A 25,755-nucleotide genomic window follows, 5' to 3' on the forward strand; every position below is an offset into this window, starting at 1 on the left:
CTCAATCACCAGCGAGGCAGCATCACGCCGAAACTCCGGCATGTATCTTTTCCTTACAGACATAGTTCACAATCTCTCCAGCCGAGCAAAACCCGACAAACTAAATGTCAACAAAACAAGGATAACCCCACCCATTTGGATTCTGGTCTGGTTTTGGGGCGGCGTGCGGGTGGTGGTTTTCCGGGGGCTTTTTTGGCTTGTTGGCGGGAAAGACGGGTGGGGGTGGGGTGGTTCTGAGATTGATTAATTGTCTGAACAATTACTAAATTGATGACTTCGAATACTTTAGAGGTCTATACTGAAAGGGTTTACGGCATTGACGCGCGTCGATGCGCGTGGTGCCATTGGCAACTCGAGGCGAAGGAGCTTTTTAAAAATGCGAATCAAAAAATTGCTGGCAGGTCTGGCCCTTTCCGGCCTGGTAATCAGTATGGCGGCATGTTCTTCCGGCGGTTCTTCCGGTGGGGCTAGTACCGCGAGTGGAGGCAAAGACGGCGATTTTAGTGGCCACGGTCCCATAACTTATGTGCAAGGCAAGGATAATGCCGCGAAAATGCAAGGCTTGTTGGACAAGTGGAATGAAAAACATCCAGACGAGAAAGTTAAATTTATTGAACTTTCGACTTCCCCGGATGAACAACGCCAGGCCATGATTAACAATGCCCAAACCAAGTCTGATGCGTTTTGCGTGGAGAGCGTGGACGTGGTTTGGGTCGGGGAGTTCGCGGCGCACCGAATGTTGATGCCCCTGCCAAAGGATCAGTTCCCCGAAGACAAATTCTTTGGTCCGGTGTGGCAAACCGGCTTGTACCGGGACAATATGTACGCCGTGCCGTTTTCTTCGGATGGTGCCATGCTGTACTACCGTTCTGACTTCTTGAAAGAAGCGGGAATTACCGAACCGCCTAAGAACTGGGATGAAATGAAAACCCAGTGTGAAGCCGTCCGGAAACTGCCCGGGCACGAGAACATCGGTTGCTACGGCGGACAGCTAGCCAAGTACGAAGGCGCAACCTGTAACATTTCCGAGGCAATCAACGCTGGTGGTGGTGTTTTCTTTGACAAGGACGGCAAAGCCAAGGTGAACAGTGCCGAAGCCGAGAAGGGCTTGGACTATCTGGTAGAGGGCTTCAAGAGTGGCTTCATCCCGAAGGAAGCCTTGACCTACAAGGAAGAGGAAGGCCGCGCCGCTTTCGAAGCCGGTCGGGTATTGTTCTATCGCAACTGGCCGTACCAGTATGTTTTGAATGAAAAAGCCATTCCTGGCAAGTTCGGGGTGGCGCCGCTGCCGGCGATGGGCGATCACCCGGGGGCATCTACCCTGGGTGGACACAACGTCGGGATTTCTTCCTATTGCAAGAACAAGGCTACTGCCCTTGACTTCGTCAAGTGGTTCTCTAGCGAAGAATCCCAGCAGTATCTGCTGAAAGAAGAATCCCTCGCCCCGGTGTATGACAAGCTCTATACCGACCCCGAGAGCGTCAAACAGTATCCCTACTTGCCGACTTTGGCGGAATCCATCAAGAACGCAGTGCCGCGCCCGCAGGTCGCCAAGTACGGGGATGTAACGGCGGCGATTCAAGACGCGATTTATCCGGCGTTGCAAGGCGAAAAATCCAGCAAGGATGCCTTGGAGGATCTGCAAAAGAAGCTTGAGTCACTAAAGGACTGATCCTCACAGTCCGCAGGTGGAAAGCGAGCTAAGACTTAGCTCGCTTTCCACCCCACATCCTCAGAGTTGCGAGCGGGGAACCCAGTGTTGGTACTCGCGTCGACCCGACTCGCATTAAATCAATCTTTTCAAGGAGTTTTATCGTGGGAATCAAAGTCCCTGTGAATAAAGCTAAGTCGCAGCGCGCTAAATCCGCTGGACGACTAGCAGGAATCCTAGTGGCTCCGACTTTACTTTTAATCACTGTTGTGATTGTGTGGCCTTCGCTGGCGGCAGTCTGGTCTTCTCTTTTTGGCACCCCCGGGCTTGACCCGGAAACCGGGTTTGTGAATGACACGGCTCCATTCGTGGGGATGCAAAACTATGCCGATATTTTTAATCCCGGAAATACTCGGTTTTGGATTGCCTTGGGCAACACCACCCTGTTTGGTTTTGTCACGGTTATTATCGAAACTGTTATCGGCCTTGGGATGGCTCTGATTATGCACCGAGCCATGCGGGGACGCGGCCTGGTGCGGGCGGCGATTCTGGTTCCCTGGGCGGTACCCACTGCGGTCTCGGCTATCTTGTGGAAATGGATATTTGATCCGCATGGAGCCGCAAATGCGCTTTTCGGCACCGATATCCTGTGGTCTGCGGGTAACTGGAGCGCCAAGTGGGCGGTAATGATAGCCGATATTTGGAAAACCTCGCCGTTTATCGGCCTGTTGGCTCTGGCTGGGCTGCAGGTAATCTCTTCCGAGGTTTACGAAGCCGCGAAGCTAGATGGAGCCGGGCCGATACGCCGTTTCTTTTCTATCACCCTGCCCCTAGCGAAGCCGGCCATTGTGGTGGCAGTACTGTTCCGTATCCTGGATGCCTTGAGGATGTTCGATTTGCCCTACATTCTAATCGGAGCTCGCAAAGGTTCCGTGGAAACCCTATCCATGTTGGTGCAAGACGAGGCCTCTAATTTACGTTACGGCTCGGCGGCCGCTAATGCGATTATTCTGTTCCTCTACGTGTTTATAATAGCAATTTCCTTCGTGAAGATATTTGATGCTGAGATAATCTCAGGCAGCGAACATAAATCACCCACGAAACTGCGGTTATTCCGCCGAAACTCCCACAAAGGAGCCGTTAAATGAATACCCTAAAAACTGCGCAACCCGATATTTCCCAATACACTACGGACAGAACAAGGCGAGTCAAACAGCGCAAGCTATTATCCTTGATTTTCTCTTGGATTGGGATTTTACTTATTGTCCTGTATTGTCTCGCACCCTTCTATTGGATGCTGGTTTCCTCGCTGCGTAAACCCACCCAAATCTTTGAAACCAGCTTGTGGCCGCGCGAACTCACCATAGAAAACTACCAGGCCGTGTTCGACCCCAGCCGTGGATTCATGCAAGCCCTGATTAACTCGACCATCGTGTCGGCTGTCACCACGGTGATAGCCCTGGTGATAGCAACCTTTGCCGCCTACGCCCTGGCTCGACTCGAATTTCGCGGCAAATCAGTCATCCTGATTCTGGTGGTGGCTACCTCCATGTTCCCGCTGGTGGCAATAGTAGTGCCCCTGCTGAAACTCTTTACCGACTGGGAATGGATCAACACCTACCAGGCCATGATTGTGCCCAACCTGTCCTTCGCGTTGCCACTGGCCGTGTGGAACCTCACCTCTTTCTTCCGCATGATGCCCGCCGAACTAGAGCAGGCGGCCATGGTAGATGGTTGTACCCCAGCCCAAGCCTTCCGCCGTGTCATCTTGCCCTTGGCCGCCCCGGGGATGTTCACCACCGCCATTCTGATCTTCATCTCGGCGTGGAACGAATTCCTGATTGCCGTCACGATGATAAACGACCCCAATATTCAAACCGCTCCGGTAGCTATCTCTAAATTCGGTGGGGTTTCACAGTTCGAAACCCCATACGGTTCACAAATGGCGGCCGGTGTGGTGGTGACGATTCCCCTGGTACTGCTGGTGCTGTTCTTCCAGCGACGCATCGTCGCTGGTCTCGCCGCCGGAAGCCTGAAGTAACGGAGGTGTGTTCACAATCCATTCCCCACTATCCAAAACCCAACAATCCCTGTCCCCGACCGGACACCAATCACGAAAAAACCTCAAAACACAGAAAGGCACCTCATGAATCCGCAACCCAAAACCACATCGCCAGCTGCCCCCGCCGTACCACGTAAAGACGCGAACGAATGGTGGCGTTCGGCCGTTATCTACCAGATATACCCGCGTTCCTTCAACGACGGCAACGGCGACGGCATGGGCGATTTACCCGGGGTTATCGAACGCCTCGACTACCTCAAACGCCTGGGCATAGACGCTATCTGGTTCTCGCCGTTTTTCAAGTCGCCCCAGGTAGACGCCGGATACGATGTTAGTGATTATTTTGATATTGACCCCCTTTTCGGCACCCTGGATGATTTCAAGAAACTGTTGGCGGGGATTCACTCTCGTGGCATGAAATGCATCATCGACATGGTGCCCAACCACTGCTCCGACCAGCATCCCTCGTTCCAGGAAGCTCTCGCCGCTGGCCCTAAATCCCCGGAACGGGAACGTTTCATCTTCCGCTACAACCCGGATGGGGTGCCCAATAACTGGCGTTCCGAATTCGGGGGCAGTGCCTGGGAACCAGTGCAACCCCACTCGGGACTGCCTGAGGATGCCGGCTGGTGGTACCTGCACCTGTTCGCACCCGAACAACCCGACTGGAACTGGCAGAACCCCGAGGTAGACAAACTGTTCCTGGACTACCTGCGTTTCTGGTCGGATTTAGGGGTCGATGGATTTCGGGTCGACGTGGCTCACGGCCTGGTCAAAGCGGCCGGTTTCCCCGACGACCCGGTAGACGAGGAAGTGTGGGAAAAACGGCTGCGCAATGGGCAAGAAACCCCGGTTTCCGGTCCAATGTGGGATCAAGACGGGGTGCACGAAATCTACCGGCGCTGGCGGCATTTCCTGGATGAACACTATGGTCGTGACCGCATGATGGTGGCCGAAAGCTGGGTGCCCACCCTGCATCGCCAGGCTCTCTATGTGCGCGAAGACGAAATGAGCCAGGCCTTCAACTTCGAGTACTTGCTGTCGCATTGGGGCTCGCCGCGTCAGCGCCACATCATCGAGGAATCCTTGGCCGAGAACTCGGCGGTGGGAGCCCCCACGACGTGGGTGCTGTCCAATCACGACCAGATGCGCCACGCCTCCAAGTATGGCTATGACGAGCCTTTGCCCAATTTGTCTATGGGAATTGGCATCGATGACCCACAGCCGGATGTGGCTTTGGGGCGGAAGCGGGCTCGGGCGGCCAGCCTGTTTATGCTCGGCCTGCCCGGCAGCGCCTATCTGTACCAGGGCGAGGAACTCGGTTTGGGTGATCACACGACCCTGGACGACACGCTGCGCCAAGACCCGACTTGGAAGCGAACCGGACACCAGGTTCGCGGCCGTGACGGGTGTCGGATTCCCCTGCCGTGGAACAGCACCGCAACCAGCTTGGGTTTCTCGACCAGTCCCCGAACTTGGCTGCCGTTCCCCCCGGAATACCGCGAACTTGCCGTTGACCTGCAGGAATCCGACGCGGATTCCACCTTGAACCTGTACCGGGAGGCGCTCGTCGCCCGGCGGGAACGCGCCTTGGGGACGGCCGAGTGCATCGAATGGCTTGACACCGAGCCGGGGCTCTTGGCTTTCCGCAGTGGGAACACCGTGGTGGCGGTGAATACAAGTCACGGTGACCACCCGCTGCCGGCGATGGGCACAATCGTCGTCGCCTCGAATCCACAGGTGGGTCGGACAGGTGCCGCGTGGAACCAGGACAAGTTGCTGCCGGCCGACGGGGCGGTGTGGTTGGAGGTTCACTAGGTGTCGTTTTCAACCGGGTGTGCTAGGGTGGTTCTGTACTTGGATTCCCGAAATCACACAGGAAAGGTGGGTATGTTTGGCAACCAGAGCTGATGTGGCCAGGTTGGCGGGCGTATCGTCTTCGACGGTTACTTATGCTCTCTATGGGGACAGGCCGGTTTCAGACGATACCCGCCAACGGGTGCTCCAGGCGGCGCGGGAGCTCGGGTATACCCCTAATGCGGCGGCGAAAGCCTTGGCTTCGCGCTCGCTGCACACGGTGGGGATTCATTTCACGATGGGGCGTGAGTCTTTGTCGACGAGCGACTTGGACTATGTGGATGGGCTGGGGGCTTATCTTCAGGAACGTGGTACTTCCTTGGTTTTGCCCACCCCGCGTCAGGCTGACCAGGATTACCTGGGTCGTTTGGCTGCTTCCGGGGCGGTTAACGCCATGGTGTTGATGGATGTCACCGAGGATGATCCGAGGGAACTGTTGCTTTTGGAGCATAAACTGCCCACCGTGTTGATTGGGCGTTCGGGGCGGAAGAACGCCGCGCCTTATGTGGATGCGGATTTTGATGACATGTCTAGGCGTGCCACTAATTATTTGCACCAGCTGGGGCATCGCCGGATTTTGTGTTTGTTGCGAGATGAAACCAGTGAAATCCAGAAAACTCATTCCCGGGCGCTTTTGTATGACGCGGTGCGCGATTGTTATCAGCGGTTGGACTTGGAGGGCGAGATAGTGTGGTGTCCGGTCAGTTTCGAGACGGGCGTGTATTACGCTTCCCAGGTGGGCGTGGCGGGTGGTTACACGGCGGTGATGGGGGATAATTCCTTGGCTTTAGAGGCTTTGTGGTTGGCGTGTCGGCTGCAGGGTCGCCAGTGTCCCCGGGATTATTCCATTCTTTCTTTGACTCAGATAGTGAATCCGGGTTCCACTGCGGGTCAGGCGTTTACGGAGTGTTCGCCGGATCGGGTGTTGATGGGGCGGCGTGCGGGTGAGTTGCTGGTGGCGATGCACCGTAACCGGGCGTTTGCGCCGTTTACGCCGACGGATAATCTGTTGCCGGGGGTGCTTACGGAGCGCAGTTCGTGTGCGCGGGTTGCGTCGGTTCCGGCTTCATGAGGTGCTTGCCGGGGTGCGACTCTTCGGCGAATGAAAACCCGGTGGGGTTCTTGCAATCCACATACCCGCGCGTTGACGTTTAACCTGGAGTTGAGCGCGCGCGACCCGAAGTTCTTGGAATACGTGGTGGCGCACGAGTTGACGCATTATTTTCATTCTAATCACGGCCCGGAGTTTCATGCGCTGCTGGGCGCGCATCTGCCGGGTGCGCGGGCTTTGCGCCGGGAACTGAATTCGCGCCAACCCTAGGCTCGCGTTAGGGGTTCGGCCGGGTGTTTTGGGTTCATGAGGTGCGCGTTTGAATATGTCGCTTTACGTCTAGAATCCCGGCAGGCACCTCATGAATCCGCGAAAAACGAAAACCAGCGAGACTACTTAGCGTAGGAATCCACCAGGTTGTACTAGAGGAGTTCCGGCGGCGGCAAATCATTACCGCCGCCGAAGTGCCTCCACGCCTGGGACTGCGCCGTTATGCGACTTCGTCGCGCGGCGCAGTTGGCTGCAAATCGACCCACTCCCAGGGTTCGACCCGCACCCCGGTGTAGAACGGCGTGTCCACGCGGACGAACAAGCGGGCTTCGACCTCGCGCTGTTTGCGCAACACGCCCATGACCCGATCCATCTTGTCGGCCTCCAGGGTTACGGTCCATTCCCAGTCGCCCAGGGCGAAAGCCGCCAGCGTGGAAATCGCGACATCGTTGTAATCCGCGCCGTTCAGGCCGTGTTCCTTCAAGATTGCGGAGCGCCGGGCGGCGGGCAGATAATACCAGTCCCAAGACCGCACGAAAGGATAAACCGTCATGTATTTGCGGGGCGCAAAGCCGCCCCAACACGCCGGCAGATGGGACTCGTTGAACTCGGCGGGCAGGTGGCGGCTCATGGCACACCACACGGGTTCCAGCAAGGCCCGCTGTCCGTGGCAGGTTCCCAGGGCACCGACCCGGCGGTAGGCGGCCTGCAGCGCCTCGGGGTTGTCGGCCAGTGCCCAAATCATCAAATCCGCGTCCGCGCGGAAACCGGAAACGTCATACCAGCCGCGCACCACGGTGCCCTTCAGGCACTCTTCCAGGCGTGCCTTGATGCGTCCCAAATGCTCCGCGTCATCGGGCAGCGGGCGGGTGCGCTTAAATACCATGTGCAGGGAATAGTTTTCCCGCGCGTTGACCTCGCGATAGTCGACCGCGTAGTCGCGCGGGTCGCCGGTAATTTCCGGGGCGGTTGGTACGTGTGCGGGGATGTGTCCGGGGTGTCCCATGTTTACTCCTTATAGACGCTAGAAATGAATGCGGTTTTAGCTTCCAGTCTAGTGCGTTTCGAGAGTCTTAACCGTGCAGATGGCGCGGGTAGCGGCAGCAATCCACCCCGCAGTTTTCACCCAGGGCGGGATAGGTACCGGGTTCCACTATCAGTTCGGGGTGCTCCCCGCGTGCCAGGGCGGCGCGTTCCGCCACTAAGTCCGCTAGTTGGTCGAGGAACCCCGGATAGGATTCGGCGGTGGCGGCGCGCACATAGTTCAGGCCGACTTCCCGCGCGGTTTGCACGGCCTCGGTGTCCAGGTCAAACACGACTTCCATGTGGTCAGAGATAAAACCGATAGGGGCGACCACCACGTTGCGGATGCCAGATACCTGCAGGTCAGAGAGGTGGTCGTTAATATCGGGTTCCAGCCACTGTTGATGTGGCGACCCGGAGCGGGAACAAAATGCCAGTGACCAGGGCAGTTGCAGGCCGCCGGCGCGCAGTTGCCGGTTGATGGCGTTGGCGATGGCGAGGTGTTGCGCCAGGTATGTCCAGCCTGTCCCGAGGCAGTCTTGTTGTTTGGTGACTTGCGCCAGACCGGTTATGGTGTCCGGGTCAAGTTCGGGGTGTCGCGGGGTCGAGTGCCCTTCGGGGTGGGGGCGGTCGTCGAACAGGGCGGGTTTGTGGGTCGCTTTGGTGTCCCCCGGGGTGGCTTCGGGTTCACGAGGTGCCATCCGAGATGCCGACAAGCCCCCATTTTCGTCAACCACGTCAATTTCAGAAACCCGTCCCCCCGAGTTTCTGGCCATCTCGAGTGGAATAGAATGCGTCACATAAACCAGGTGGGTTTTCGGGGGAACAGTCCCGGCGGGACTCGACTGTGAGTCGGCTAGCTGGGCTAGCGCCTCATGAACAGCCGCCACATTAGCGGCTACGAAACCCGGCGTATTCGCGAAAGGCCGCACCCGGTCGAGCGTTAACTCTATTTCGGGGTGTTTTTCTTGGAATGAGGCGAGAGCCGCCGCCAGATTCTCGCGGTATTGGCGGCATCCCGAGTAAGACGTGTAGGCCGCCGTGAACAGCGTCAAAATCCGGCGCGCCCCGCGCCGCGCGAGGTCTTCGAGAGTTTCCGTGAAATACGGGTGCCAGTTGCGGTTGCCGATACCGTAAATCAGGTTATCGCCCAGGCGGTGACGCAAAGCCGCGAGCAACTCTTGGTTGCGGCGGTTAATGGGGGAACGTCCCCCGAACAGTTCATAGTGACGTCCCACTTGACGCAGCCTAGAATCGGGGATTCCCGCCCCGCCGGTGGCGTTGCGTAAAAATGGCAACACATCCTCTGGTCGGTTGGGTCCACCATAGCTGACCAGCATTAAAGCATCGTAGGGGGAAACATCGTACATTACTCTACCTTACCCGCTGAACGCATCCTCTAAAACTTCTGGGGTTAGACCCCACACGGTGGCCAGGGCATCCACCCACTGGGAACCCAGGCCGGATTCAGCCGCCATATGCGCCGACACCGTCGGGGTGTGAGCCAGTTTCTTGACGACATGCCAAATCGCGCGTTCCGCATCCTCACGGGCGACGGTTTCGCCGGGGGGCAGGGCGGCGATTTCTTCACAAGCCGCTGCCTCGAACAAGGCACGCAGCCGCACAATCACCGGATCCATGTGCCGCGCGGCCACTGCCGCGTCATAATCCGCGAGGCCTTCCTCAATGAGTTCATTGGCGCGCTGGATTTGGGATATCGCCAGGGCGGGGACGTGGGCACGGATATCCTCGAGGTTCCACATTTTCACGCCCGACAGTTGGTGGACTCGCGGATCCACGTCGGCGTGTAGGGCAAGATCCAGGATTACCAGGGGGCGGCGGCGATTTGGGGTGGCCGCCGCGACCTGGTCGGCTGACAAGACCGGGGAGCCTAAACCACGACAGGCCAAAACCAGGTCGGCCTCCTGTAGCGCCGCCACCGTGTCCTCGGGTTCCACCACGCGGGTGCGGTGAATTTGGGCGAAAGACACGACCCGGCGCGAGGTTTGAATATTGGCAATGTCGCGCACGCCGCGCGCCCGCAGTTGCGCCACGGCCGTGCCGGCATAGGCTCCGGTGCCGACCAGCAGGGCTTTCAGGCCTTGCCAAGAGGGCACGCCGGTCGGGTTTTCGTCAACCACGTCAAGCGGTGATGTGTGTGTTGCGGCGGGGTTGGCGGGTGGCACCTCATGAACAGTCAGGGGCAAGTCCCGGGCGGCCAAATCGAGGGCGACGGATACCACCGAGCGACCCAACCCAGTTAGCTCGGTGTGGGTGGCGACGCGCCGCGAGGTCGCCAACGCGCCTTCGAACATCTTTATCATCAGGCCTTTTATAGTGCCTTGGTCGAGGGCAGCGGTGAAAGCGCGGCGCACCTGGCCGGCGATTTCGGCTTCGCCCACCACCATGGAATCCAGGCCGGAAGCCACCCTAAACAGATGCTCGGCGACTTCCCGCCCTTCCAGATAATTCCAGTTCAAATCGGTTCCATCAAGCGGCACGAGTCGAATCTGGGGCTCGGCCGAAACATAGATTTCCACGCGGTTACATGTCACCAAAGAGACCAGGGAATGCACCCCCGGGGTGTCGCGCCACTCCGAGGTATGCGTTTGCACCAGGTCAGCGGCGCGCGCAACCTGGGAAATCGCGTGGGTCAGGTGGTTTACCGTGTAAAGTTGGAATGGCATCGCCAAACATACTAGCTAAACGCTTTAATTATGGCCATATGGTCAGTATCAAAGCTTTGCCTAAGCTGAGGGTGTGCCGCTGTAAACCCGGTTTGAACTGGGGTTATATGTGTTATTAGACGGCGGGGTTGGGGGTTTCGCTAAACTGGGATTATGGCGGCGAATACAGTCCTTTTAAACACCCCGATGTTGTCTAATTCCCCTTTCCGGGCGGCCCTAGCGGGAGTTCGTCCCGCCCAGACCCCGGTGTGGTTCATGCGCCAAGCCGGCCGCTCCCTGCCGGAATACCGCGCGGCTCGCGCTGGGGTGGGGATGCTGACGGCTTGTACCACCCCGGACTTGGTCGCCGAGATTACCCTGCAGCCGGTGCGCCGCCACGACGTCGACGCGGCAGTGTTCTTTTCTGATATTGTGATTCCCTTGTATTTATGCGGAGTGGGAATTGACATGGTTGACGGAATCGGGCCGGTTTTGGATTCGCCGGTACGCTCGGTGGCTGACGTGGAGCGCCTGGTGGGACTGGAGGTTTCGGACTGGTCGGTGATCGAGGATGCGGCCGCGTTGGGGCGCCGCGAGTTGGCCTTCGAAAAAGTCCTGTTGGGTTTCGCCGGGGCGCCGTTCACGCTGGCCTCGTACCTGATTGAATCGGGACAGCCCGGGGTGTCGAAGGTACAACGTCGCGCTTGTTTACGGACGCGCGAGTTCATGAGGTGCCAGCCGCAAACCTGGGCAAAACTTGCCACTTGGTGCGCCCGCCTGTCCGGGGAATTCCTGGCCGCCCAAATCCGGGGCGGAGCCGAAGCGGTGCAGCTGTTCGATTCCTGGGTTGGAGTCTTGACGGAATCGGAGTACCGCGAGTATGCCCAGCCCTATACCCGGATGGCTCTCGAAGCCGCGAAAGGTGTCAACCACGTCAACTTTGCAGTCGCGGCTTCACACCTGTTGGAAGCGCTGGGGGAGACTGCTGATGTGGTGTCGGTCGGGACGGATATTTCCCTGGATACGGCGGCGGCGCGCCTGCCCGAAACAGTCCTACAGGGCAACCTTGACCCCGAGTTACTGATTCAAAGTGACTCCGAAAAGATATGGTCAGAAGCTGACAAGGTTCTCCAGGCGGGGCAGGCGGCTCCGGCGCATATTTTCAATCTCGGCCACGGAGTGAAACCCGAAACCGACCCCGGATTGTTGACCGAGCTGGTAGCCCGCGTCCACGCCTGGCGGCCGGTACTAATCTGAATTTCGGAGACATTCCGGCTTGGGGAACAATGACCAGTTATTCGGGTGGAGTGGATGGTATCCGTGTGACCCGGTTTTGAGATTACTTTTCACGAGGGGCTGGCCTGGTTTTCCCGGCGAGGATGCGGGGAATGTGACAAACTGGGAACTAAGAGAATAAGCCAGTGAAGCCAGATGGCACCTCATGAAAGGAACCCCCGTGACCAACCCGGCGCAACACCCCGAGCCGAACCAGACAACCGCAACCGCGCCCGCAGCGGATGGAAAGGGCACAGATACCAAGCCCACTGAAACCAAAGCCGGCGCGCTCGCAGACCAGGGTTTCGACATGATAATCCTCGGCGGCGGACTCGGCGCACTCACCGCCGCGTATACCGCCACCAAACAGGGCTTGCGACCCCTGATACTCGAAGAACGCGGGCGACCCGGCGGCCTGGTGTGCTCCGGGGTTTTCGGCGGGGCAACTGTGGACATCGGCGCGGAATCCTACGCCACGCGCACCCCCGAAGTAACCGGCCTGTGTCGGGAACTGGGGCTAGAACCAGTGCCACCCGTGAGTGACTCGTGGGTGTGGGATCATCGGCGCGGTGCGCCCGTACGGATTCCCTTCGGAACACTAGGAATCCCAGCCGACCTCGACGACCCGGTTTTCGTCGAGAGCCTCACCGCCGTGGCCGGGCCCCAAGCCGTCGCGCGGGCTCGCGAAGACCTCACCCTGCCCCCCGAAGTCGGCGCGGATGCCACCAACCTGGCCGACCTGGTCACCGCGCGCCTGGGGTCAGCCGTCCTCGAAGCCTTCGTCACCCCCTTCGCCGGGGGAATACACTCCACCCACCCCAGCGGGCTAGACCCGCGCAAAGTCACCCCCGGCCTTTTGGAAGCCCTCGCGCGCGAAGGCAGCCTGACCGGGGCGGTACGTGCCACCCGCGATCCGAAGCGCCCCGTGGTAATGATGCCGCGCGGGGGCATGTTTCGCCTGGTAGACGCCCTGGTCGAAAGAATCCTTGCGGCCGGGGGGCGCATCGACAACCACGTGCGCGCCCTGCACCTCGAGGCCGGCATTGGCCAAGACAACCCCCGCTGGGTGGTGTGGTGCAAACACACCGTGTCGAACCGGAAAATCCCCGGCGGCCCGCCCGCAGAAAGCGGCAACGCGTTTGGCCTGGCCACCGACCGCGTGGTCGTGGCGCTACCCGCCAACCCGGCCTTGAGGATTCTCAATTCGGCCGCGGCCTCGATGCTTCGCCTGCGGTTTCACGCCCAGCGTGCCGGGCGGGATGCTTCGGTGCGTTTTGACGCGGGCGCATTAGAGGCCATCGGGGATTTGACCACCGGCTTTGAGCTCCACCCCGGCACTCCGGTGATGAACGTGACCCTGGCGGTGAACAGCCCCGAGTTGGATTGCACCCCGCACGGTTCCGGCATGTTGGTCGGCCCCCCTCCCGCCGGCGACCCCGCAGCCCTGCAAGCCAAGGCGATTACGCACTATTCCGCCAAATGGCCCTCTACGATGGTCGGCGCCGCCCCGCACACGCATGTGCTGCGAATCTCTTATGGCCGCGAGGGTGACCCCAAGGGCTTCGTCTATGGGATTACCGTGGAACGCGCGCTCGCTGATGCCTCCCGGATGTTGGGGGTGCGGCTTCATGAGTCGCAAATCCTGGATTCAAGACGAGTGTTTTGGGGCGACGCCATGACCCACCCGGATTTGTCCGAACGGGCACGAATCCGCGAAATCGAGGCGGCGGCGGCGCGGGTCGAAGGCCTGGATTTAGAGGGCGCCTGGGTGGCGGGCACCGGCATCACTGCCGTGGTCGCCCACGGCTTGCGATTCAACCAGTAGCGTAGGCGCGGGGCGCCGCCGCCAAATCATATTCATCTTCGATGCGCTCAAACAGAGCCTGTTTAAAGGCTTCGCCCACAGAAATACATTGCAACCGGGCATAGCTGGTCGCCAAGTCTTTTTCTGCTGCGGTCAGGCGAATAGAAAAAGCCATCACACCCACCCCCATTCATAGTACATTGTATGGCTTAGCGTATCTTGTTCGTATAATGCAGCCCAGGCAGTTTTCCACCGTTAAGGGCGCACGCGGTGACTAAGGGAAAATCCAGTACATGATAGTCTTCAACCTGTGCCTGAAAGCAACTATGAGATGCTCCAACGAGCTGCTGGTTGGCCAGCTTTGCCAGCCTGGACACAAAAATATAACTGCCGGGTTCCACTTTTCGAAGATATTTATGAGGTTGCCATACTTGGAGTATATGACCGTAACGCAGATCATTTCATCGGTGGACACGGTAGTGGATGCTTAAAAGACGGTGGAGGTAAGTCGAGACACACAGAGTTTCCCGCCGGCTGGAAGCGGGAAAAACTGCGCCAGGCTTACTATTATCTGTTGGCGCAAAATCCGGATTTGGTTGGTCATAACCTAGTGTTCATGTCTCCATACGATGGGGTGTTAGTTCGCCTGGAGTTTCCAATAATTGCGGGGCTTGACCCGACACGAAGTCTGCACTTCTTTCCCATTAAAGGCAGAGGCGTGCGATGCTGGGTAAATGGGGTTGAAATTCCTGTAGGACAGAAACGTCAAAAGTGAGGTAAAATCATCTTATGCGCGCGTATCCGACCGAGATTATTGCGGACTTGGCTGACCCTACTGGTGATAAAAGTCTGCTGGGTCGTTTGGCGGCGTGCCTGGTGGATGCGGTTCCCGAGTCTAAATACTGGTTCCTGGATGCCTACACTTGGGGCGAGGATTGCTTCGACAAGGTCTACCGGCTCATAGACATCGCCGCGACTCTGCGAGCCACGATTCCCAGCAAGCTGTTACAAGAAACTATCGAATACATGTCACATGCCAGGGAAGATGTAAACCACGTATTTCTGGAAACTGTCGAAACCCTAAAAACTAAGATAGCCGTACCTGCCTAAAGCTCTTTTACCTATTAAGCTGGGCAAAATATAACTCCTAGGTTGCGACCAGTAGCACGGCGCGGTTTTGTCCGCAGAGAGCCTCGATTGCCGGGGGCTAATTTCGTGGCATCGTAGTGTTTTTGAACAGCGCTTTAGTGTCGCGTTTGAACTGGTTAGTGCGAAATACCCTAGTCAGCTGCGTTGAGATCCGTCATGATGGCGGCCACGTTAAGAAGTAAGCGGCTATCGAAGTAGGCGCCGGTGCGGGTTCACAGTTTCCGGTAGGACACCGTTTAGGAATTCACGAGTTGCGAGACGCGGGATCGGCTTACCCCCAGGATAACGGCGCAGTCTGCTACCGTGTAGCCTTGGTTGCGCAGTTGGCGAGCCACGTTGCGGGATTGTTTGGCGGCATTCGCACTCAGCAAAGCGGCCTGGACGGTGGATTGTTTGGCGGCTCTGACCGCTTGTTCCAAGCCCCCAAGGCAGGGGATTATGTTTATTGTCCAGGTGCTGTGATTGACCTCTGGGGTTACAGTATCCAAGAAGTCCACCACTTGTTGGCGAGCCTTAGCCAGGCTTCGCACCGAAGTGTGCTGGTCGGGTCCGATTTCCAGCTCCCAGCCGCCCTCCCAGCGGGTCGCGGTCACATTCAGCTCACTCATAGCCCTTCACCTTTTCTATAGCATTGAGCGCGTCGCGGGTCACCTTTGGTGACACCTCGCAGGTTTTCGTGATTACCACCGAGGTTGAACCGTTACGCCACATCTCGTGGTCGCCTTTGCCCGGTCGGGGGATGAAACCCGCTTGGCGAAGCAAAGCCGCCAGTTTACGGTATTTCATAGGCTTAGTCACCCTACAAGTTTAGCCCCCCTAAACTATACCTGTCTACCGCCCGGCGGGAGGTGCGTACGGTTTTTGCTTAAAACGACCAACCGTGGTCGCCCCAACAGTAAACAATAGTGTAAGTAAGTTTCATCCCGTAAGCCGTGCCCCTGGCGGCATTCGCACTCAGCAAGGCGGCCTGGACGGTGGATTGTTTGGCGGGTTCGCTAACCGGATTACACCAGAGTCTTTGGCCAGCACCTCATGAAATAGCCACGCCCGGGGGAATGGTTTAAACTAGCACTATGCACATGATTGGGAGCGCGCAGCGGCCGCTGGTGATTGGTACCAGAGGCTCGAAACTGGCGCTGACTCAAACCCGGATGGTGGCCGCTGACCTGGAGCAACGCGGCCTCGCGGTGCGAATCGAAACCTTTGTCACCGAGGGGGATACGAACCGCGCTTCACTGTCCAGCCTGGGTGGGGTGGGGGTTTTCGCCGCCGCGCTGCGCGTGGCACTGCTTGAGGGGCGCTGTGACCTGGTGGTGCATTCCTTGAAAGATTTGCCGACCGTGGAGGTTCCCGGCCTGGTGGTTGCGGCCATCCCGGCGCGGGTTGACCCCGCCGATGTGCTGGTGGCTCGCGACGGGTTGCGTTTGGCGGATTTGCCCGCCGCCGCGCGGGTGGGCACGGGTTCGCCACGACGCGCGCGTCAGTTGGCCGCCGCGCGTCCCGACCTTTCACTAGTTGATATTCGCGGCAATGTGCCCACCCGGATTGGTCGCGTGCGGGGACTCGGGACGCGAGCCGAGCAAATCGGCCTGGATCAAGGCCGCGCCAAGGAAGACCTGGATGCGGTCGTGTTGGCGCGCGCCGGGCTGCGCCGCCTGGGCGTCGAAGACGTGGCCACTGATGACCTCTCGGAAACTATTCTGCCCGCCGGGGGTCAGGGCGCACTCGCCTTGGAAACCGTCGCGGATGGACTCGCGGCGGAGGAAGGCCGGATTTTGGCGCAAACCCTGCGAATTGTGGACGATGAGCCGACACGTCTGGAAGTTAGCGCGGAGAGGGCATTATTGCGCTACCTGGAGGCCGGGTGCGCCGCCCCCCTGGGGGTGCGCGGCCAGTTGACTTGGGAAAACAACGCCACAGAATTGCTGGCCGGAGTTCTGGAGCTGCGTGCCCGAGTGGTGGGAGACAACGGGGAAAGTGTTGAAGTCAGCGGGGAAACCACGGTTTTGCTGGGCACCGACGCAGACCAGCGGGATTTCGCCCTGGCCGCCGCCGAGCAACTCGGCGTGGATTTAGCCACAGAATTGCTGGCCAACGGCGCCGGGGAGATGGCGAACCTCCAGGCCGCCAAGGAATCCGGGACGACACAGTTCTAAGGTGAAACAGGGTATTATCCGTTCGCGATACACCGGAAGATTCGTGGGATAGCTCCAAGCAGATTGGTACCGGTGTCGGGTTTTGGGGTGCGGATTCGTTCTACCCGCATAAACGCTTCGGCTCAAGGTTTTCTTTGAAAAAGGGCTGTGGTAGTGGCGATTTTCTAGGTTACAATGGTTGCAGTTGCTTTTGCTGGGAGCGTTGCCTGGACAGGGAAGTCGGAGGCTGGCAGCAGTTTAGTACAGGTTGGTAATGGATCAGACCTTAGATTATTTTGGGGAAGGAAAAAGTGATGTTACCAGGAATTTTGCGTAAGGTGGTTCCTCTGTTCGAGGCATTGGCCTTGATGGCGGTGCCGGTGACAGGGGTTAGTGCGGAGAATGACGAGTCTGGGGATGGGAGTATCTCCAGTAGTGATTTGGATTTTTGCTTGGATGCGTCTTCGTTTTTTAAGGCGAAGGGGGAGACGCGTGAGGCTCGCGATGTGTCGGTGGATTCGTTGGAATCTAGGCTACGGGCGAATGTGAGTGCTTTGGCTGAGGTGTACCGTCAGCATCCCGATGCGGTGGGTTTCGCTCGGAGTGTGGAGAATCCGGTGGTTCCGGTGGCTCGTAGTGAGGTGCGGGCTGTGGATGCTGGTTTGCGCAGTGCGCGTAGTGCCGGTGGGGATGAGTTGCGAGTAGAGCCTGAGGCTGATGCTGGATTTGTTTCGGTGGCGCAGTTGTGTCAGCGTTTCGTGAAAGCAAAGCGGCTGGCTGAGCAGCATAGGGTGTATATGTTTTACCGGATTAACACGGAAACTCAAATGTTGGATGTAGAAATGGAGGAACCCGCTCCGGCAGCGATTTTGGACGCGCTACAGTCTGATGCGTTGATTAATGTTACATACTCGGAACCATTCGAGTTACTGGGCAATCGTTATGATGATAGACCTCCTTTTGCCGGTGGGGGTTTACCCACTTATAACGGTGATAGGTGTTCTCTGGGATTCAAAGTACAGAACATTGACAGTGGACAGAATTATATGACTATAGCCGGTCATAGCGCTATACTTGGAAGCAGGTGGTATTACGGCAACAAATATGTGGGTTACGCGGTGACAAATTATATGCAACAAGCACCGTTTAACCTGGATATTGCTATGCTGACTGGAGCAAATTATAGCCATACTATTTTTAGAGGAAACGGCAGTTCGTATGCAAGTGTTATTGGTTCTCTGCCTGGGGGTGGAATTGTAGGTGCGAACATTGGCATATCCGCCGGAAAGAGCAACCGGGAATTCGTCGGAACATACAAAGGTGTCACACATGATGAAACCAGCAACACTGCAGGATGTGCTTGGCTTGCCGGGGTTAATTACTGTAACTTGAGAACTGTGATTATCGCTAATGGAGATACTCTAAAAGGTGGCGATTCAGGTTCGCCCGTGTTTGCCTATACTAATAGTTCCAGCCAAGTCTATGCCCTAGGTACTGTAACTGGTTTTCGTGCTAGTCGTAGTAAAATATACTACACAGATATAGAGGCATTACTTAACACAACTCACAGCCGGATAGCGACATCATGAGGAGAAAGACATTAGCTGTGATAATTCTTGCCTTGACTGTTTTAATGGGTGGATGTGCTGATAATGTAGCGATTACTAAAGCATCGACTGAGGTGAAGTTGAGGAAAACTGAAATTGCCTATCCTTGGTTTTATGAAAAAGGTGTTGGATATGAGGGAGATTTATCTGCAATCGCCGAAAAAGTTAAAACGGGCAATTCGGATGCTATTACCGAGGTAATTACCACGTTACATCAACTCATTCAAGCTTATCATCCTGATAAGGTTGGATTTAGTTTTTCATTACGTACTTACCCTTACGCATTTGCCATGGATTTGGTGGGTAACAAGAAGGCTGAGGTATTGAGTTGGAAAGAAATACTAGAGAATCTGGGTATAGAGGATGAACCAGGTGTAGTGCAACTAGTAAATCTGTTACCTAGTAGCGAGCAAGCCGTTAAGGTTAGGTATGTAAAGAATAGCCTGGAAAGCCTGTGTCTGGCCTATAGGAAGTTTATGGTTGATGCCGACAATTTGTGGTATCTGAACAAGAAGGAGTATAAAGTTTCCTTTAATCGAGAAAAAGATATGATAAATTTTAGCCTGTATAGACGGGCGATTCTTCCATTAATCGGCGGAGATTTCAGCCCCGAAGATAAGCGCATATCCGCTTTTAATCCCAATATTTGGGATTTTGAAAAGCTCATAAATGCCAAATATAAAGGACTAATTTATTATTCTGAGTTCGACTGAAACCAGCTTTAAGCGTTGAAGTGAAAATACTGTAGTATGGTTTTGGTCGACTCCGGGATGACATTGGAGTTTATCTTGAGAAAAATATTTGTATTACCGATAATACTCGCCGCAGCATTGACGCTGGTTGGATGTGTAAACGGCTCTGTGGAAATGAAGCTCACTGCAGGGGATGGGAAGAGGCAGATTGAGCTGGCGTATCCGTATATTTATGAAAAGGGTATTAACTATGATGGGGATTTGTCTGCACGGGAAGTGATGAAGTGCCTCGGAAACGTCAGGATGTATTGGTCTTCAAAACCATCAGAATTTAACTCTTTTTTGTATGGATCACCGCTTTGGGACTCGACTATACCACAAATTAAAAGTCAAGCTTGGTTCAACGAAATCAAACAAAAAGTAAAGGCTAAAGACCAAAAGGCTATAGACGAGCTGAACGATACTCTAGCTCAGCTAATTCAGGTTTACCAACCGGATAAAGTCGGATTTGAGATTCATCAAGATGTTTCTTCTAACTTTGGACTCTCCCTGGCTGGAAAACCCGCCGAAAATAAGATGTCATGGGATCAAGTTGTTTCTAAGTTAGGACTGAATAACGAACCGGGTGTTGCCAAGATGGCAAATCTGCTCACAAAAACTGGTAAAAAGATACGAATCAAATATGTAAAAAACAGTCTAGAACAGATATGTCTGGCCTACCGGAATATACAGATTGACCTGGCCGGAACCAACTTTCTCTTGCGTGACTTTCACTCTATAGATTACGACCAGGAAAAGAATATGCTCAATTTCCGTTTGCGCTCCGATATAAAGGAGCCATATGATGGTTATGTTCTGACACCGCCAGAATTTATTTCAAAGCTTAATCCGCCGGAACTCAATGTGCAAGCCTTAATAAAAAAGAAATACAGCCAGCTAATCTACTACTCGGAGTTTTGACTCAAGCGAACTGTCCACCCCCAGGTAGCGCGGCCCGGTTTTTTGGCTACGCAGCGGGGAGATGGCGAACCTCCAGGCCGCCAGCCGCTCCAAATAGGCCAGGGCGTGGGTAATCGGCAAAACGCGACAAACCCCAAATGGCACCTCATGAACTAGGAGACAACGGAGGAATGGCCTAGACTAGGGGTATGCACAGTATTTGGAATGCCCGCGTTCTCTGGCTGTCCAGCGGTACGGCTCGAAACGAGCGGAGGGGAATGAGATGAAACCAAAACTGTTGGTACCCAGGGTGCCCCAGGACATCCTGGCCAAAGAACTAGCCGAAGCGGGACTGCCCGTTGCGTGCGCGCCCGTTACCAAAAAGGTTCCGACCGCCTCCGAGGACTGGTTTGATCCGATGCAACGCCTGCAACAGGGTGAATACGACTGGGTGGTGCTCTCTAGCGTAGCGACCGCCAAGTTTCTCGATGAACACTATGAACTGGGTGAACTGCTTGCGCAAGTCCAGGTCGCGGCCGTTGGCAGTGCCACCGCCGATGCGATTCGCGCCTACGGGGGGCGCGTTGATTTCGTCGGACCCGACCCGGCCAGTGCCGAAACCCTGGTGGAAGCCTTCCCCTCCGGTAGCGGCAATGTGCTGTTGCCCTGTGCGGTGGGAGCCGCCCCGACCCTGGCGGAGGGCTTGAACCGTAAGGGATATGACGTGGAACGGTTGCGGCTCTATGAATCGGTTGCCCTGGATGAACTGCCACTGACCTGGGGGGAAGCCCTGGCGTTGGGCGAACCCACGGTGGCGCTGATTACCGCCGGATCTGTCGCCCAGGCCGCCCATCGGCAACTGTCCAAGGCGGGGGTCAAGTTGTGGCCAGTGCCGATGGCTTTCGGGAAATCCAGCGCGAAGGTGTTGCGGGAACTGGGGTGGCCGGCCGGCGCGGTGTGCCCCACCACCAACACCGAGGGGGTGCTCGCGGCCTACCGCGAGATTGTTGCGGGCTTGGACAAGGCTGATTGAAGGTTCATGAGGTGCCATCCAAACAAGGAGGATTAGTTATGGGACTGTCGCAGGCCGCAAATCTGGGGGTAACCAAGACAATGGCGAACCCCGCCGGGGGAGCCGAGCCTGGTTCTGGAACCGGGGAAAGCGTGAAATCTTCGGGATGCGGCTGCGGCGAGGCGATGCCCGGGGAAACCAGCGTGGCGGGCTCGGTGTGGGAGCCCCGTGACGCGTCTGGCAAAGTCGTGCCAAACCGGAAACTGCCCCTGGAGGCCACCCCGATTATGCGCCCGCGCCGCCTGCGCACCACCCCGGCTATGCGCCGCCTGGTAGCGGAAACCCGGTGGCAACCACGTCAACTGGTGATGCCCGTGTTTGTACGCGACGGAATCGATGCCCCGGTAGAGATTCCCTCGATGCCCGGCCAGTACCAACACACGCCGGAATCGCTGGCGGAACTGGGGCGACGCGCGGCGGACGCGGGGATTGGCGGCATGATTGTTTTTGGGGTGCCCCGCGACGGGGACAAAGACTTTACCGGATCCCCGGCCTGGGATCCGGCAGGGATTCAAAACCGGGGGCTCGAAGCGCTGGCGAAAGCCGTGGGCGATGACCTGGTGATTATGGCCGATAACTGTCTGGATGAAACCACCACTCACGGGCATTGCGGGCCGTTGCGCCAGGACGGCACGGTCGACAACGACTGGGCGGTGTCCTGTTACGCCGCAACCGCCGTGTCCCAGGCGCGGGCGGGGGCGCGGGTGGTGGCGCCCTCCGGGATGATGGACGGCCAGGTTGGCGCGATTCGCGCGGCACTCGACGAAGCCGGGTTTACCGACGTGGCAATCATGGCTTATTCCGCCAAGTATGCTTCGGGACTGTTTGGACCCTTCCGGGATGCGGTCGGGTGTTCACTGCAGGGCGACCGTCGCGCCTATCAGCAAGATCCCGCTAACCGCCGTGAGGGTCGGCGGGAAGCCCTGCTGGATTTGGACGAGGGCGCGGATATCGTCATGGTGAAGCCCGCGAGTTTTTACCTGGACGTGTTGGCGGATGTGGCCGCCGAATCCCCGGTTCCGGTCGCCGCCTACCAGGTCAGCGGGGAGTATTCCATGATAGAGGCGGCTGCGGCGCGCGGCTGGATTGACCGGGCGCGGGTTATTGATGAGTCCCTGACTTCGATTGTGCGCGCCGGGGCGGATATCGTGCTGACTTACTATGCCCTGGAGGTCGCCGAAGGCTTGGCATGAGGCGCGGTCTAAACCGCAGGAATAACTGAACTAATAGTTGACGTGGTTTACGAATTTGCGGTCGTGTCGGGGGTGGCGCCTCATGAACGGGTGCGGCGCCGGAAACCCGAGGTAGCCACCGCCATCGTCGTTGCTGCCACCGCCATCGCTGCCAACAGTGCCAATTGCACGGAAGTCGGCGGGGACAGGCGGGGGTGAGAGGCGCAGGGGGTGAGAGGCAGAATCGAGTGGGGTCGGAACCCCAGGTGGGGTCGAAACCGGGGGCGAACAGCGGGAAATTCGTAAAATTGTCAATCACGTCAACCTTTTAATAACGGAATGAGAGGAAAAAATGAGCCAAAACGAAGCAATGTTTGCGGCCGCGCGGGCGGTGATTCCCGGCGGGGTCGATTCACCGGTGCGAGCCTACGGTGCGGTGGGGGGCACCCCGTCTTTCATTACCCGAGCCAAGGGTGCGCGCGTGTGGGATGCGGATAACAAAGACTACGTTGACTTAGTCTGTTCCTGGGGGCCGATGCTGCTGGGTCACGCCGATGCGCGGGTGGTCGCCGCCGTGCAAGAGGCCGCCACCCGGGGCTTGTCCTTCGGGGCGCCCACCGAGGCGGAAACCCTGCTGGCCGAGGAGGTACGCCGGCGCGTCCCCCTGGCCGAAAAAGTCCGTTTTGTTTCCACCGGTACCGAGGCCACCATGACCGCGATACGCCTGGCGCGCGGGGCGACCGGGCGGGATTTGATAGTGAAATTCGCGGGGAACTATCACGGACACAGCGATTCGCTGCTTTCTGAGGCGGGATCCGGGGTGGCGACCGGGGGGCTACCGGCCTCCGCCGGGGTGCCGGGGGCGATAGCCGAGCTGACTATCGTGTTGCCGTATAACGACGTGACAGCCTTGCGAGAGTGTTTCGCCGCGCGCGGGGATGCGATTGCCGGGGTAATCGTCGAGGGTGCGGCCGCGAATATGGGCGTCGTTGCCCCGCGGGGTGATTTTTTGCCAGAAATTGCCAGATTGTGTCACGAAAACGGCGCTTTGATGATTCAAGACGAGGTCTTGAGCGGATTCCGGGTCTCGGCCTCGGGATGGTGGGGTCTGTCCACCGGGCGCGAGGTATTGCGCCAGCCCGGCGCGCAGAACCCCGGCGTGGTTTTCGGCACGGATTGGACCCCGGATTTGCTGACCTTCGGCAAGGTTATCGGCGGAGGAATGCCACTGGCCGCCCTGGGCGGGCGCACGGAACTGATGGAACAGCTGGCACCGGCCGGCCCGGTCTACCAGGCCGGGACTTTGTCGGGCAACCCGTTGTCCTGTGCGGCTGGATTAGCCACCTTACAGGCGGCTGACCAGCAGGTTTACGCCGCAGTGGATCAGGTGGCCGACACGGTGGCGGGGGCATTGCATGAGGTGCTAGCCCGGGAAGGCGTGCCGCACAGCATCGGGCGAGCCGGATCCTTGTTCTCGGTATTCTTTAGCGAGTCCCCGGTGGTGGATTATGCCGGGGCGAAGCGCCAGGAGACCTGGCGGTTTGCCCCGATGTTTTGGGAATTCCACCGCCAGGGTGTCATGCTGCCGCCCTCTGTGTTTGAGGCCTGGTTTGTGTCGGCGGCGCACCTGGGAGACGATGCCGCCATGAACCGGATTCTAGACGCTATCCCGGCGGCAGCTCGCGCCGCCGCCACCGCGACCCCACCGGAAAAATAAGCCTATAAATCCAGGTAAACCAGCATTTAAAACCATCATAATTCCTGTAATCAGCCCACAGAAAGGTAAATCCATGACCATCGAATTTCCCACCGAACACATTGACCTGGGTACCCTGGAACCCCCGGTAGCCCTGGGATCCCTGGATGGGAGATACCGGCGAGTAGTGGCGCCGCTGGTGGATTGGTTCTCGGAGGCAGCTTTGAACCGGGCGAGGTTATTTGTCGAAATTGAGTGGTTGACATGGTTGACGGATAACCGGGTTTTGGAGGGCGCCCCGATTTTATCCGATGCCCGAAAGGCATATTTGCGGGGACTGGTGTCCGAGTTTGGTACGGAACAGATTGCCACGCTCGCCGTCACCGAAGCCCAGACTAAACACGATGTGAAGGCGGTGGAATACTTGCTGAAGCAGGCTTTGGAGCAAGCACCTCGTGAACCCGCAGATACCACCGAAGAATGCGCCACCACGGGGACAACCGGGGATAAATCGACAACCACGTCAACCACAGACTTGACTCGACTCAAAGAAATAGTGCATATATTTTGCACCTCTGAGGATATCAACAATCTGGCCTATGCGCTGCTGTTGAAACACGGAGTTCAGCGTGTTTGGCTGCCCGCCGCCCGGGTCTTGCGCGACCAAATCGCGTGCCTCGCGCGGGAAACCGCCGAGGTTCCCATGCTGGCGCACACTCACGGCCAACCCGCCACCCCCACCACCCTGGGGCACGAACTGGCGGTGTTCGCGTGGCGAATGAATCGGCAACTGCGGCACGTGGAAACTCAAGAATACTTAGGGAAGATTAACGGCGCCACCGGGAATTTCGCCGCCCACACCGTGGCCGTACCCAACGCCGATTGGCCGGCTCTCTCCCGTGGTTTCGTCGAGGAGCGCCTGGGTTTGACCTGGAACCCGTTGACCACCCAGATTGAATCCCATGATTACCAGGTCGAACTGTACGCCACGGTCGCGCATTTCAACCGCATCGCCCACAACCTGGCCACTGATTGTTGGACTTATATTTCGCGCGGCTATTTCGCCCAGGATTTGGCCGCGCAAGGGTCAACCGGGTCATCCACTATGCCGCACAAAATCAACCCAATTCGTTTCGAGAATGCCGAGGCTAACCTAGAAATATCCTCCGCCCTGTTCGGCGTGCTCGCTGAAACCCTGGCGACCACCCGGATGCAACGCGACCTCACGGATTCCACCACCCAGCGCAATATCGGCACCGCCTTCGGACACTCCCTGTTGGCTATTGATAATCTGCGACGCGGGCTGGCGGGGCTGAAGGTGGATGTTGATGTGATGGCGCGCGAACTCGACGAAAACTGGGAAGTACTGGGTGAGGCGGTGCAACAGTGTATGCGAGTGGCTGGAATCGCCGGGGTACCTGGCATGGAAAACCCCTACGAACGGCTCAAAGAGCTTACGCGCGGACGGCGAGTTGACGGGGTTGGGCTGCGCGACTTCGTGGCCGGGCTCGGTCTGCCTGCCGATGTCACCGCGCGCCTGCAAGCCCTGACCCCCGCGACCTACACCGGGCTCGCTGCCCAACTGCTGCGCTATCTGGAAGATTAAGTTAGCATTCCAAAGTTAGGGTTACGAG

At 57.6% G+C, this 25,755-nt stretch carries 25 protein-coding genes and 1 pseudogene; 20 read left to right on the forward strand and 6 right to left on the reverse strand.

What is annotated here, in order from left to right:
- The 7 genes and pseudogenes from HMPREF0577_RS11685 to HMPREF0577_RS09035 all read left to right on the forward strand — a co-directional run.
- The coding region (locus HMPREF0577_RS11685; RefSeq protein ID WP_211204931.1) for a hypothetical protein at nucleotides 1–247 on the forward strand (247 nt) is incomplete at its 5' end.
- 129 nt (nucleotides 248–376) lie between these two features.
- Entirely contained in the window at nucleotides 377–1,672 is a 1,296-nt protein-coding gene (locus HMPREF0577_RS09010; RefSeq protein ID WP_004013532.1) for an ABC transporter substrate-binding protein, read from the forward strand.
- Between the two features lie 143 nt (nucleotides 1,673–1,815).
- Nucleotides 1,816–2,799 carry a carbohydrate ABC transporter permease gene (locus HMPREF0577_RS09015; protein WP_004013534.1) on the forward strand — a complete coding sequence of 328 codons (984 nt, stop codon included), beginning with the start codon at nucleotides 1,816–1,818 and terminating at the stop codon, nucleotides 2,797–2,799.
- Nucleotides 2,796–3,692: a carbohydrate ABC transporter permease gene (locus HMPREF0577_RS09020; protein WP_004013535.1), complete on the forward strand. Its 897-nt coding sequence runs from the start codon at nucleotides 2,796–2,798 to the stop codon at nucleotides 3,690–3,692. The genes HMPREF0577_RS09015 and HMPREF0577_RS09020 overlap by 4 nt, the downstream gene beginning before the upstream one ends.
- Nucleotides 3,693–3,797: 105 nt before the next feature.
- Nucleotides 3,798–5,531, forward strand: a complete 1,734-nt coding sequence (locus tag HMPREF0577_RS09025) for a glycoside hydrolase family 13 protein (protein WP_004013537.1) — start codon at nucleotides 3,798–3,800, stop codon at nucleotides 5,529–5,531.
- Nucleotides 5,532–5,607: 76 nt separating this feature from the next.
- Nucleotides 5,608–6,642 (forward strand): LacI family DNA-binding transcriptional regulator, encoded by a 1,035-nt coding sequence (locus HMPREF0577_RS09030; protein WP_036342803.1) that lies wholly within the window; start codon nucleotides 5,608–5,610, stop codon nucleotides 6,640–6,642.
- Between the two features lie 21 nt (nucleotides 6,643–6,663).
- A pseudogene (locus HMPREF0577_RS09035) lies at nucleotides 6,664–6,891 on the forward strand (M48 metallopeptidase family protein); the annotation flags it as partial.
- 220 nt (nucleotides 6,892–7,111) lie between these two features.
- Here the strand turns inward: HMPREF0577_RS09035 and hemQ are convergent.
- The 3 genes from hemQ to HMPREF0577_RS09050 all read right to left on the reverse strand — a co-directional run bounded on the left by hemQ (nucleotide 7,112) and on the right by HMPREF0577_RS09050 (nucleotide 10,601).
- Nucleotides 7,112–7,897 (reverse strand): hydrogen peroxide-dependent heme synthase, encoded by a 786-nt coding sequence (gene hemQ / locus HMPREF0577_RS09040; RefSeq protein ID WP_004013542.1) that lies wholly within the window; start codon nucleotides 7,895–7,897, stop codon nucleotides 7,112–7,114.
- A gap of 67 nt (nucleotides 7,898–7,964) precedes the next feature.
- On the reverse strand, nucleotides 7,965–9,284 hold the full coding sequence (locus HMPREF0577_RS09045; protein WP_004013543.1) for a ferrochelatase: 1,320 nt from the start codon (nucleotides 9,282–9,284) through the stop codon (nucleotides 7,965–7,967).
- A 9-nt stretch (nucleotides 9,285–9,293) separates the two neighbouring features.
- Nucleotides 9,294–10,601 (reverse strand): glutamyl-tRNA reductase, encoded by a 1,308-nt coding sequence (locus HMPREF0577_RS09050; RefSeq protein ID WP_004013544.1) that lies wholly within the window; start codon nucleotides 10,599–10,601, stop codon nucleotides 9,294–9,296.
- Between the two features lie 153 nt (nucleotides 10,602–10,754).
- On the opposite strand from HMPREF0577_RS09050, the gene hemE reads away from it, so the two are divergent.
- Together hemE and HMPREF0577_RS09060 are read left to right on the forward strand one after the other, a co-directional pair.
- Nucleotides 10,755–11,837 (forward strand): uroporphyrinogen decarboxylase, encoded by a 1,083-nt coding sequence (gene hemE, locus HMPREF0577_RS09055; protein WP_004013545.1) that lies wholly within the window; start codon nucleotides 10,755–10,757, stop codon nucleotides 11,835–11,837.
- 184 nt (nucleotides 11,838–12,021) lie between these two features.
- The gene (locus tag HMPREF0577_RS09060; RefSeq protein WP_004013547.1) at nucleotides 12,022–13,680 is read left to right on the forward strand and encodes a protoporphyrinogen/coproporphyrinogen oxidase; all 1,659 of its coding nucleotides are present in this window, start codon (nucleotides 12,022–12,024) and stop codon (nucleotides 13,678–13,680) included.
- On the opposite strand, the gene relB is transcribed toward HMPREF0577_RS09060, so the two are convergent.
- The gene (relB, locus tag HMPREF0577_RS09065) at nucleotides 13,670–13,834 is read right to left on the reverse strand and encodes a type II toxin-antitoxin system RelB family antitoxin (RefSeq protein ID WP_248613779.1); all 165 of its coding nucleotides are present in this window, start codon (nucleotides 13,832–13,834) and stop codon (nucleotides 13,670–13,672) included. The two genes, HMPREF0577_RS09060 and relB, sit on opposite strands and share 11 nt — an antisense overlap.
- 135 nt (nucleotides 13,835–13,969) lie before the next feature.
- Here relB and HMPREF0577_RS11690 point away from each other — a divergent pair, with 135 nt between their 5' ends.
- Entirely contained in the window at nucleotides 13,970–14,434 is a 465-nt protein-coding gene (locus HMPREF0577_RS11690) for a hypothetical protein (protein WP_169757468.1), read from the forward strand.
- A 14-nt stretch (nucleotides 14,435–14,448) separates the two neighbouring features.
- The gene (locus HMPREF0577_RS09075; protein ID WP_004013550.1) at nucleotides 14,449–14,769 is read left to right on the forward strand and encodes a hypothetical protein; all 321 of its coding nucleotides are present in this window, start codon (nucleotides 14,449–14,451) and stop codon (nucleotides 14,767–14,769) included.
- Nucleotides 14,770–15,044: 275 nt separating this feature from the next.
- Here HMPREF0577_RS09075 and HMPREF0577_RS09080 read toward each other — a convergent pair whose 3' ends face one another.
- Nucleotides 15,045–15,416, reverse strand: a complete 372-nt coding sequence (locus HMPREF0577_RS09080) for a hypothetical protein (RefSeq protein WP_004013551.1) — start codon at nucleotides 15,414–15,416, stop codon at nucleotides 15,045–15,047.
- Complete coding sequence (locus HMPREF0577_RS09085; protein WP_169757470.1) at nucleotides 15,409–15,606, reverse strand: type II toxin-antitoxin system HicA family toxin; 198 nt, start codon at nucleotides 15,604–15,606, stop codon at nucleotides 15,409–15,411. The genes HMPREF0577_RS09080 and HMPREF0577_RS09085 overlap by 8 nt, the downstream gene beginning before the upstream one ends.
- 275 nt (nucleotides 15,607–15,881) lie before the next feature.
- Here HMPREF0577_RS09085 and hemC point away from each other — a divergent pair, with 275 nt between their 5' ends.
- The 9 genes from hemC to purB all read left to right on the forward strand — a co-directional run bounded on the left by hemC (nucleotide 15,882) and on the right by purB (nucleotide 25,727).
- On the forward strand, nucleotides 15,882–16,964 hold the full coding sequence (hemC, locus tag HMPREF0577_RS09090; RefSeq protein WP_004013554.1) for a hydroxymethylbilane synthase: 1,083 nt from the start codon (nucleotides 15,882–15,884) through the stop codon (nucleotides 16,962–16,964).
- Between the two features lie 293 nt (nucleotides 16,965–17,257).
- Nucleotides 17,258–18,532 (forward strand): chymotrypsin family serine protease, encoded by a 1,275-nt coding sequence (locus HMPREF0577_RS09095; RefSeq protein WP_004013555.1) that lies wholly within the window; start codon nucleotides 17,258–17,260, stop codon nucleotides 18,530–18,532.
- Between the two features lie 17 nt (nucleotides 18,533–18,549).
- Nucleotides 18,550–19,263: a hypothetical protein gene (locus HMPREF0577_RS09100; RefSeq protein WP_248613780.1), complete on the forward strand. Its 714-nt coding sequence runs from the start codon at nucleotides 18,550–18,552 to the stop codon at nucleotides 19,261–19,263.
- Nucleotides 19,264–19,299: 36 nt separating this feature from the next.
- Nucleotides 19,300–20,202 carry a hypothetical protein gene (locus HMPREF0577_RS09105; RefSeq protein ID WP_004013557.1) on the forward strand — a complete coding sequence of 301 codons (903 nt, stop codon included), beginning with the start codon at nucleotides 19,300–19,302 and terminating at the stop codon, nucleotides 20,200–20,202.
- A 262-nt stretch (nucleotides 20,203–20,464) separates the two neighbouring features.
- Nucleotides 20,465–21,214, forward strand: coding sequence for a uroporphyrinogen-III synthase (locus HMPREF0577_RS09110; protein ID WP_004013559.1), 750 nt, complete (start codon nucleotides 20,465–20,467; stop codon nucleotides 21,212–21,214).
- A gap of 38 nt (nucleotides 21,215–21,252) precedes the next feature.
- Nucleotides 21,253–22,446, forward strand: a complete 1,194-nt coding sequence (gene hemB / locus HMPREF0577_RS09115; protein WP_004013560.1) for a porphobilinogen synthase — start codon at nucleotides 21,253–21,255, stop codon at nucleotides 22,444–22,446.
- A 42-nt stretch (nucleotides 22,447–22,488) separates the two neighbouring features.
- A complete protein-coding gene (locus HMPREF0577_RS11600) occupies nucleotides 22,489–22,644 on the forward strand; it encodes a hypothetical protein (protein WP_004013561.1) in 156 nt (51 codons plus the stop codon).
- Nucleotides 22,645–22,777: 133 nt separating this feature from the next.
- Complete coding sequence (hemL, locus tag HMPREF0577_RS09120; protein WP_004013562.1) at nucleotides 22,778–24,142, forward strand: glutamate-1-semialdehyde 2,1-aminomutase; 1,365 nt, start codon at nucleotides 22,778–22,780, stop codon at nucleotides 24,140–24,142.
- A 73-nt stretch (nucleotides 24,143–24,215) separates the two neighbouring features.
- Nucleotides 24,216–25,727, forward strand: coding sequence for an adenylosuccinate lyase (gene purB / locus HMPREF0577_RS09125; protein ID WP_004013563.1), 1,512 nt, complete (start codon nucleotides 24,216–24,218; stop codon nucleotides 25,725–25,727).
- Nucleotides 25,728–25,755: the final 28 nt, after the last annotated feature.

The sequence above is a fragment of the Mobiluncus mulieris ATCC 35243 genome (genome assembly GCF_000160615.1).
GTDB classification, from domain to species: domain Bacteria; phylum Actinomycetota; class Actinomycetes; order Actinomycetales; family Actinomycetaceae; genus Mobiluncus; species Mobiluncus mulieris.

Excerpts from the sequence above, each read along its gene's own strand:
- hemE (WP_004013545.1), top strand. The coding sequence starts at position 10,755 with ATGGCGGCGAATACAGTCCTTTTAAACACCCCGATGTTGTCTAATTCC.
- HMPREF0577_RS09080 (WP_004013551.1), bottom strand. The coding sequence starts at position 15,416 with ATGAGTGAGCTGAATGTGACCGCGACCCGCTGGGAGGGCGGCTGGGAG.
- HMPREF0577_RS09025 (WP_004013537.1), top strand. The coding sequence starts at position 3,798 with ATGAATCCGCAACCCAAAACCACATCGCCAGCTGCCCCCGCCGTACCA.
- HMPREF0577_RS09010 (WP_004013532.1), top strand. The coding sequence starts at position 377 with ATGCGAATCAAAAAATTGCTGGCAGGTCTGGCCCTTTCCGGCCTGGTA.
- HMPREF0577_RS09020 (WP_004013535.1), top strand. The coding sequence starts at position 2,796 with ATGAATACCCTAAAAACTGCGCAACCCGATATTTCCCAATACACTACG.
- purB (WP_004013563.1), top strand. The coding sequence starts at position 24,216 with ATGACCATCGAATTTCCCACCGAACACATTGACCTGGGTACCCTGGAA.
- relB (WP_248613779.1), bottom strand. The coding sequence starts at position 13,834 with ATGGCTTTTTCTATTCGCCTGACCGCAGCAGAAAAAGACTTGGCGACC.
- HMPREF0577_RS09075 (WP_004013550.1), top strand. The coding sequence starts at position 14,449 with ATGCGCGCGTATCCGACCGAGATTATTGCGGACTTGGCTGACCCTACT.
- hemC (WP_004013554.1), top strand. The coding sequence starts at position 15,882 with ATGCACATGATTGGGAGCGCGCAGCGGCCGCTGGTGATTGGTACCAGA.
- hemB (WP_004013560.1), top strand. The coding sequence starts at position 21,253 with ATGGGACTGTCGCAGGCCGCAAATCTGGGGGTAACCAAGACAATGGCG.
- HMPREF0577_RS09050 (WP_004013544.1), bottom strand. The coding sequence starts at position 10,601 with ATGCCATTCCAACTTTACACGGTAAACCACCTGACCCACGCGATTTCC.
- HMPREF0577_RS09095 (WP_004013555.1), top strand. The coding sequence starts at position 17,258 with ATGTTACCAGGAATTTTGCGTAAGGTGGTTCCTCTGTTCGAGGCATTG.
- hemQ (WP_004013542.1), bottom strand. The coding sequence starts at position 7,897 with ATGGGACACCCCGGACACATCCCCGCACACGTACCAACCGCCCCGGAA.
- hemL (WP_004013562.1), top strand. The coding sequence starts at position 22,778 with ATGAGCCAAAACGAAGCAATGTTTGCGGCCGCGCGGGCGGTGATTCCC.
- HMPREF0577_RS09060 (WP_004013547.1), top strand. The coding sequence starts at position 12,022 with ATGAAAGGAACCCCCGTGACCAACCCGGCGCAACACCCCGAGCCGAAC.
- HMPREF0577_RS09045 (WP_004013543.1), bottom strand. The coding sequence starts at position 9,284 with ATGTACGATGTTTCCCCCTACGATGCTTTAATGCTGGTCAGCTATGGT.
- HMPREF0577_RS09110 (WP_004013559.1), top strand. The coding sequence starts at position 20,465 with ATGAAACCAAAACTGTTGGTACCCAGGGTGCCCCAGGACATCCTGGCC.
- HMPREF0577_RS09105 (WP_004013557.1), top strand. The coding sequence starts at position 19,300 with ATGGTTTTGGTCGACTCCGGGATGACATTGGAGTTTATCTTGAGAAAA.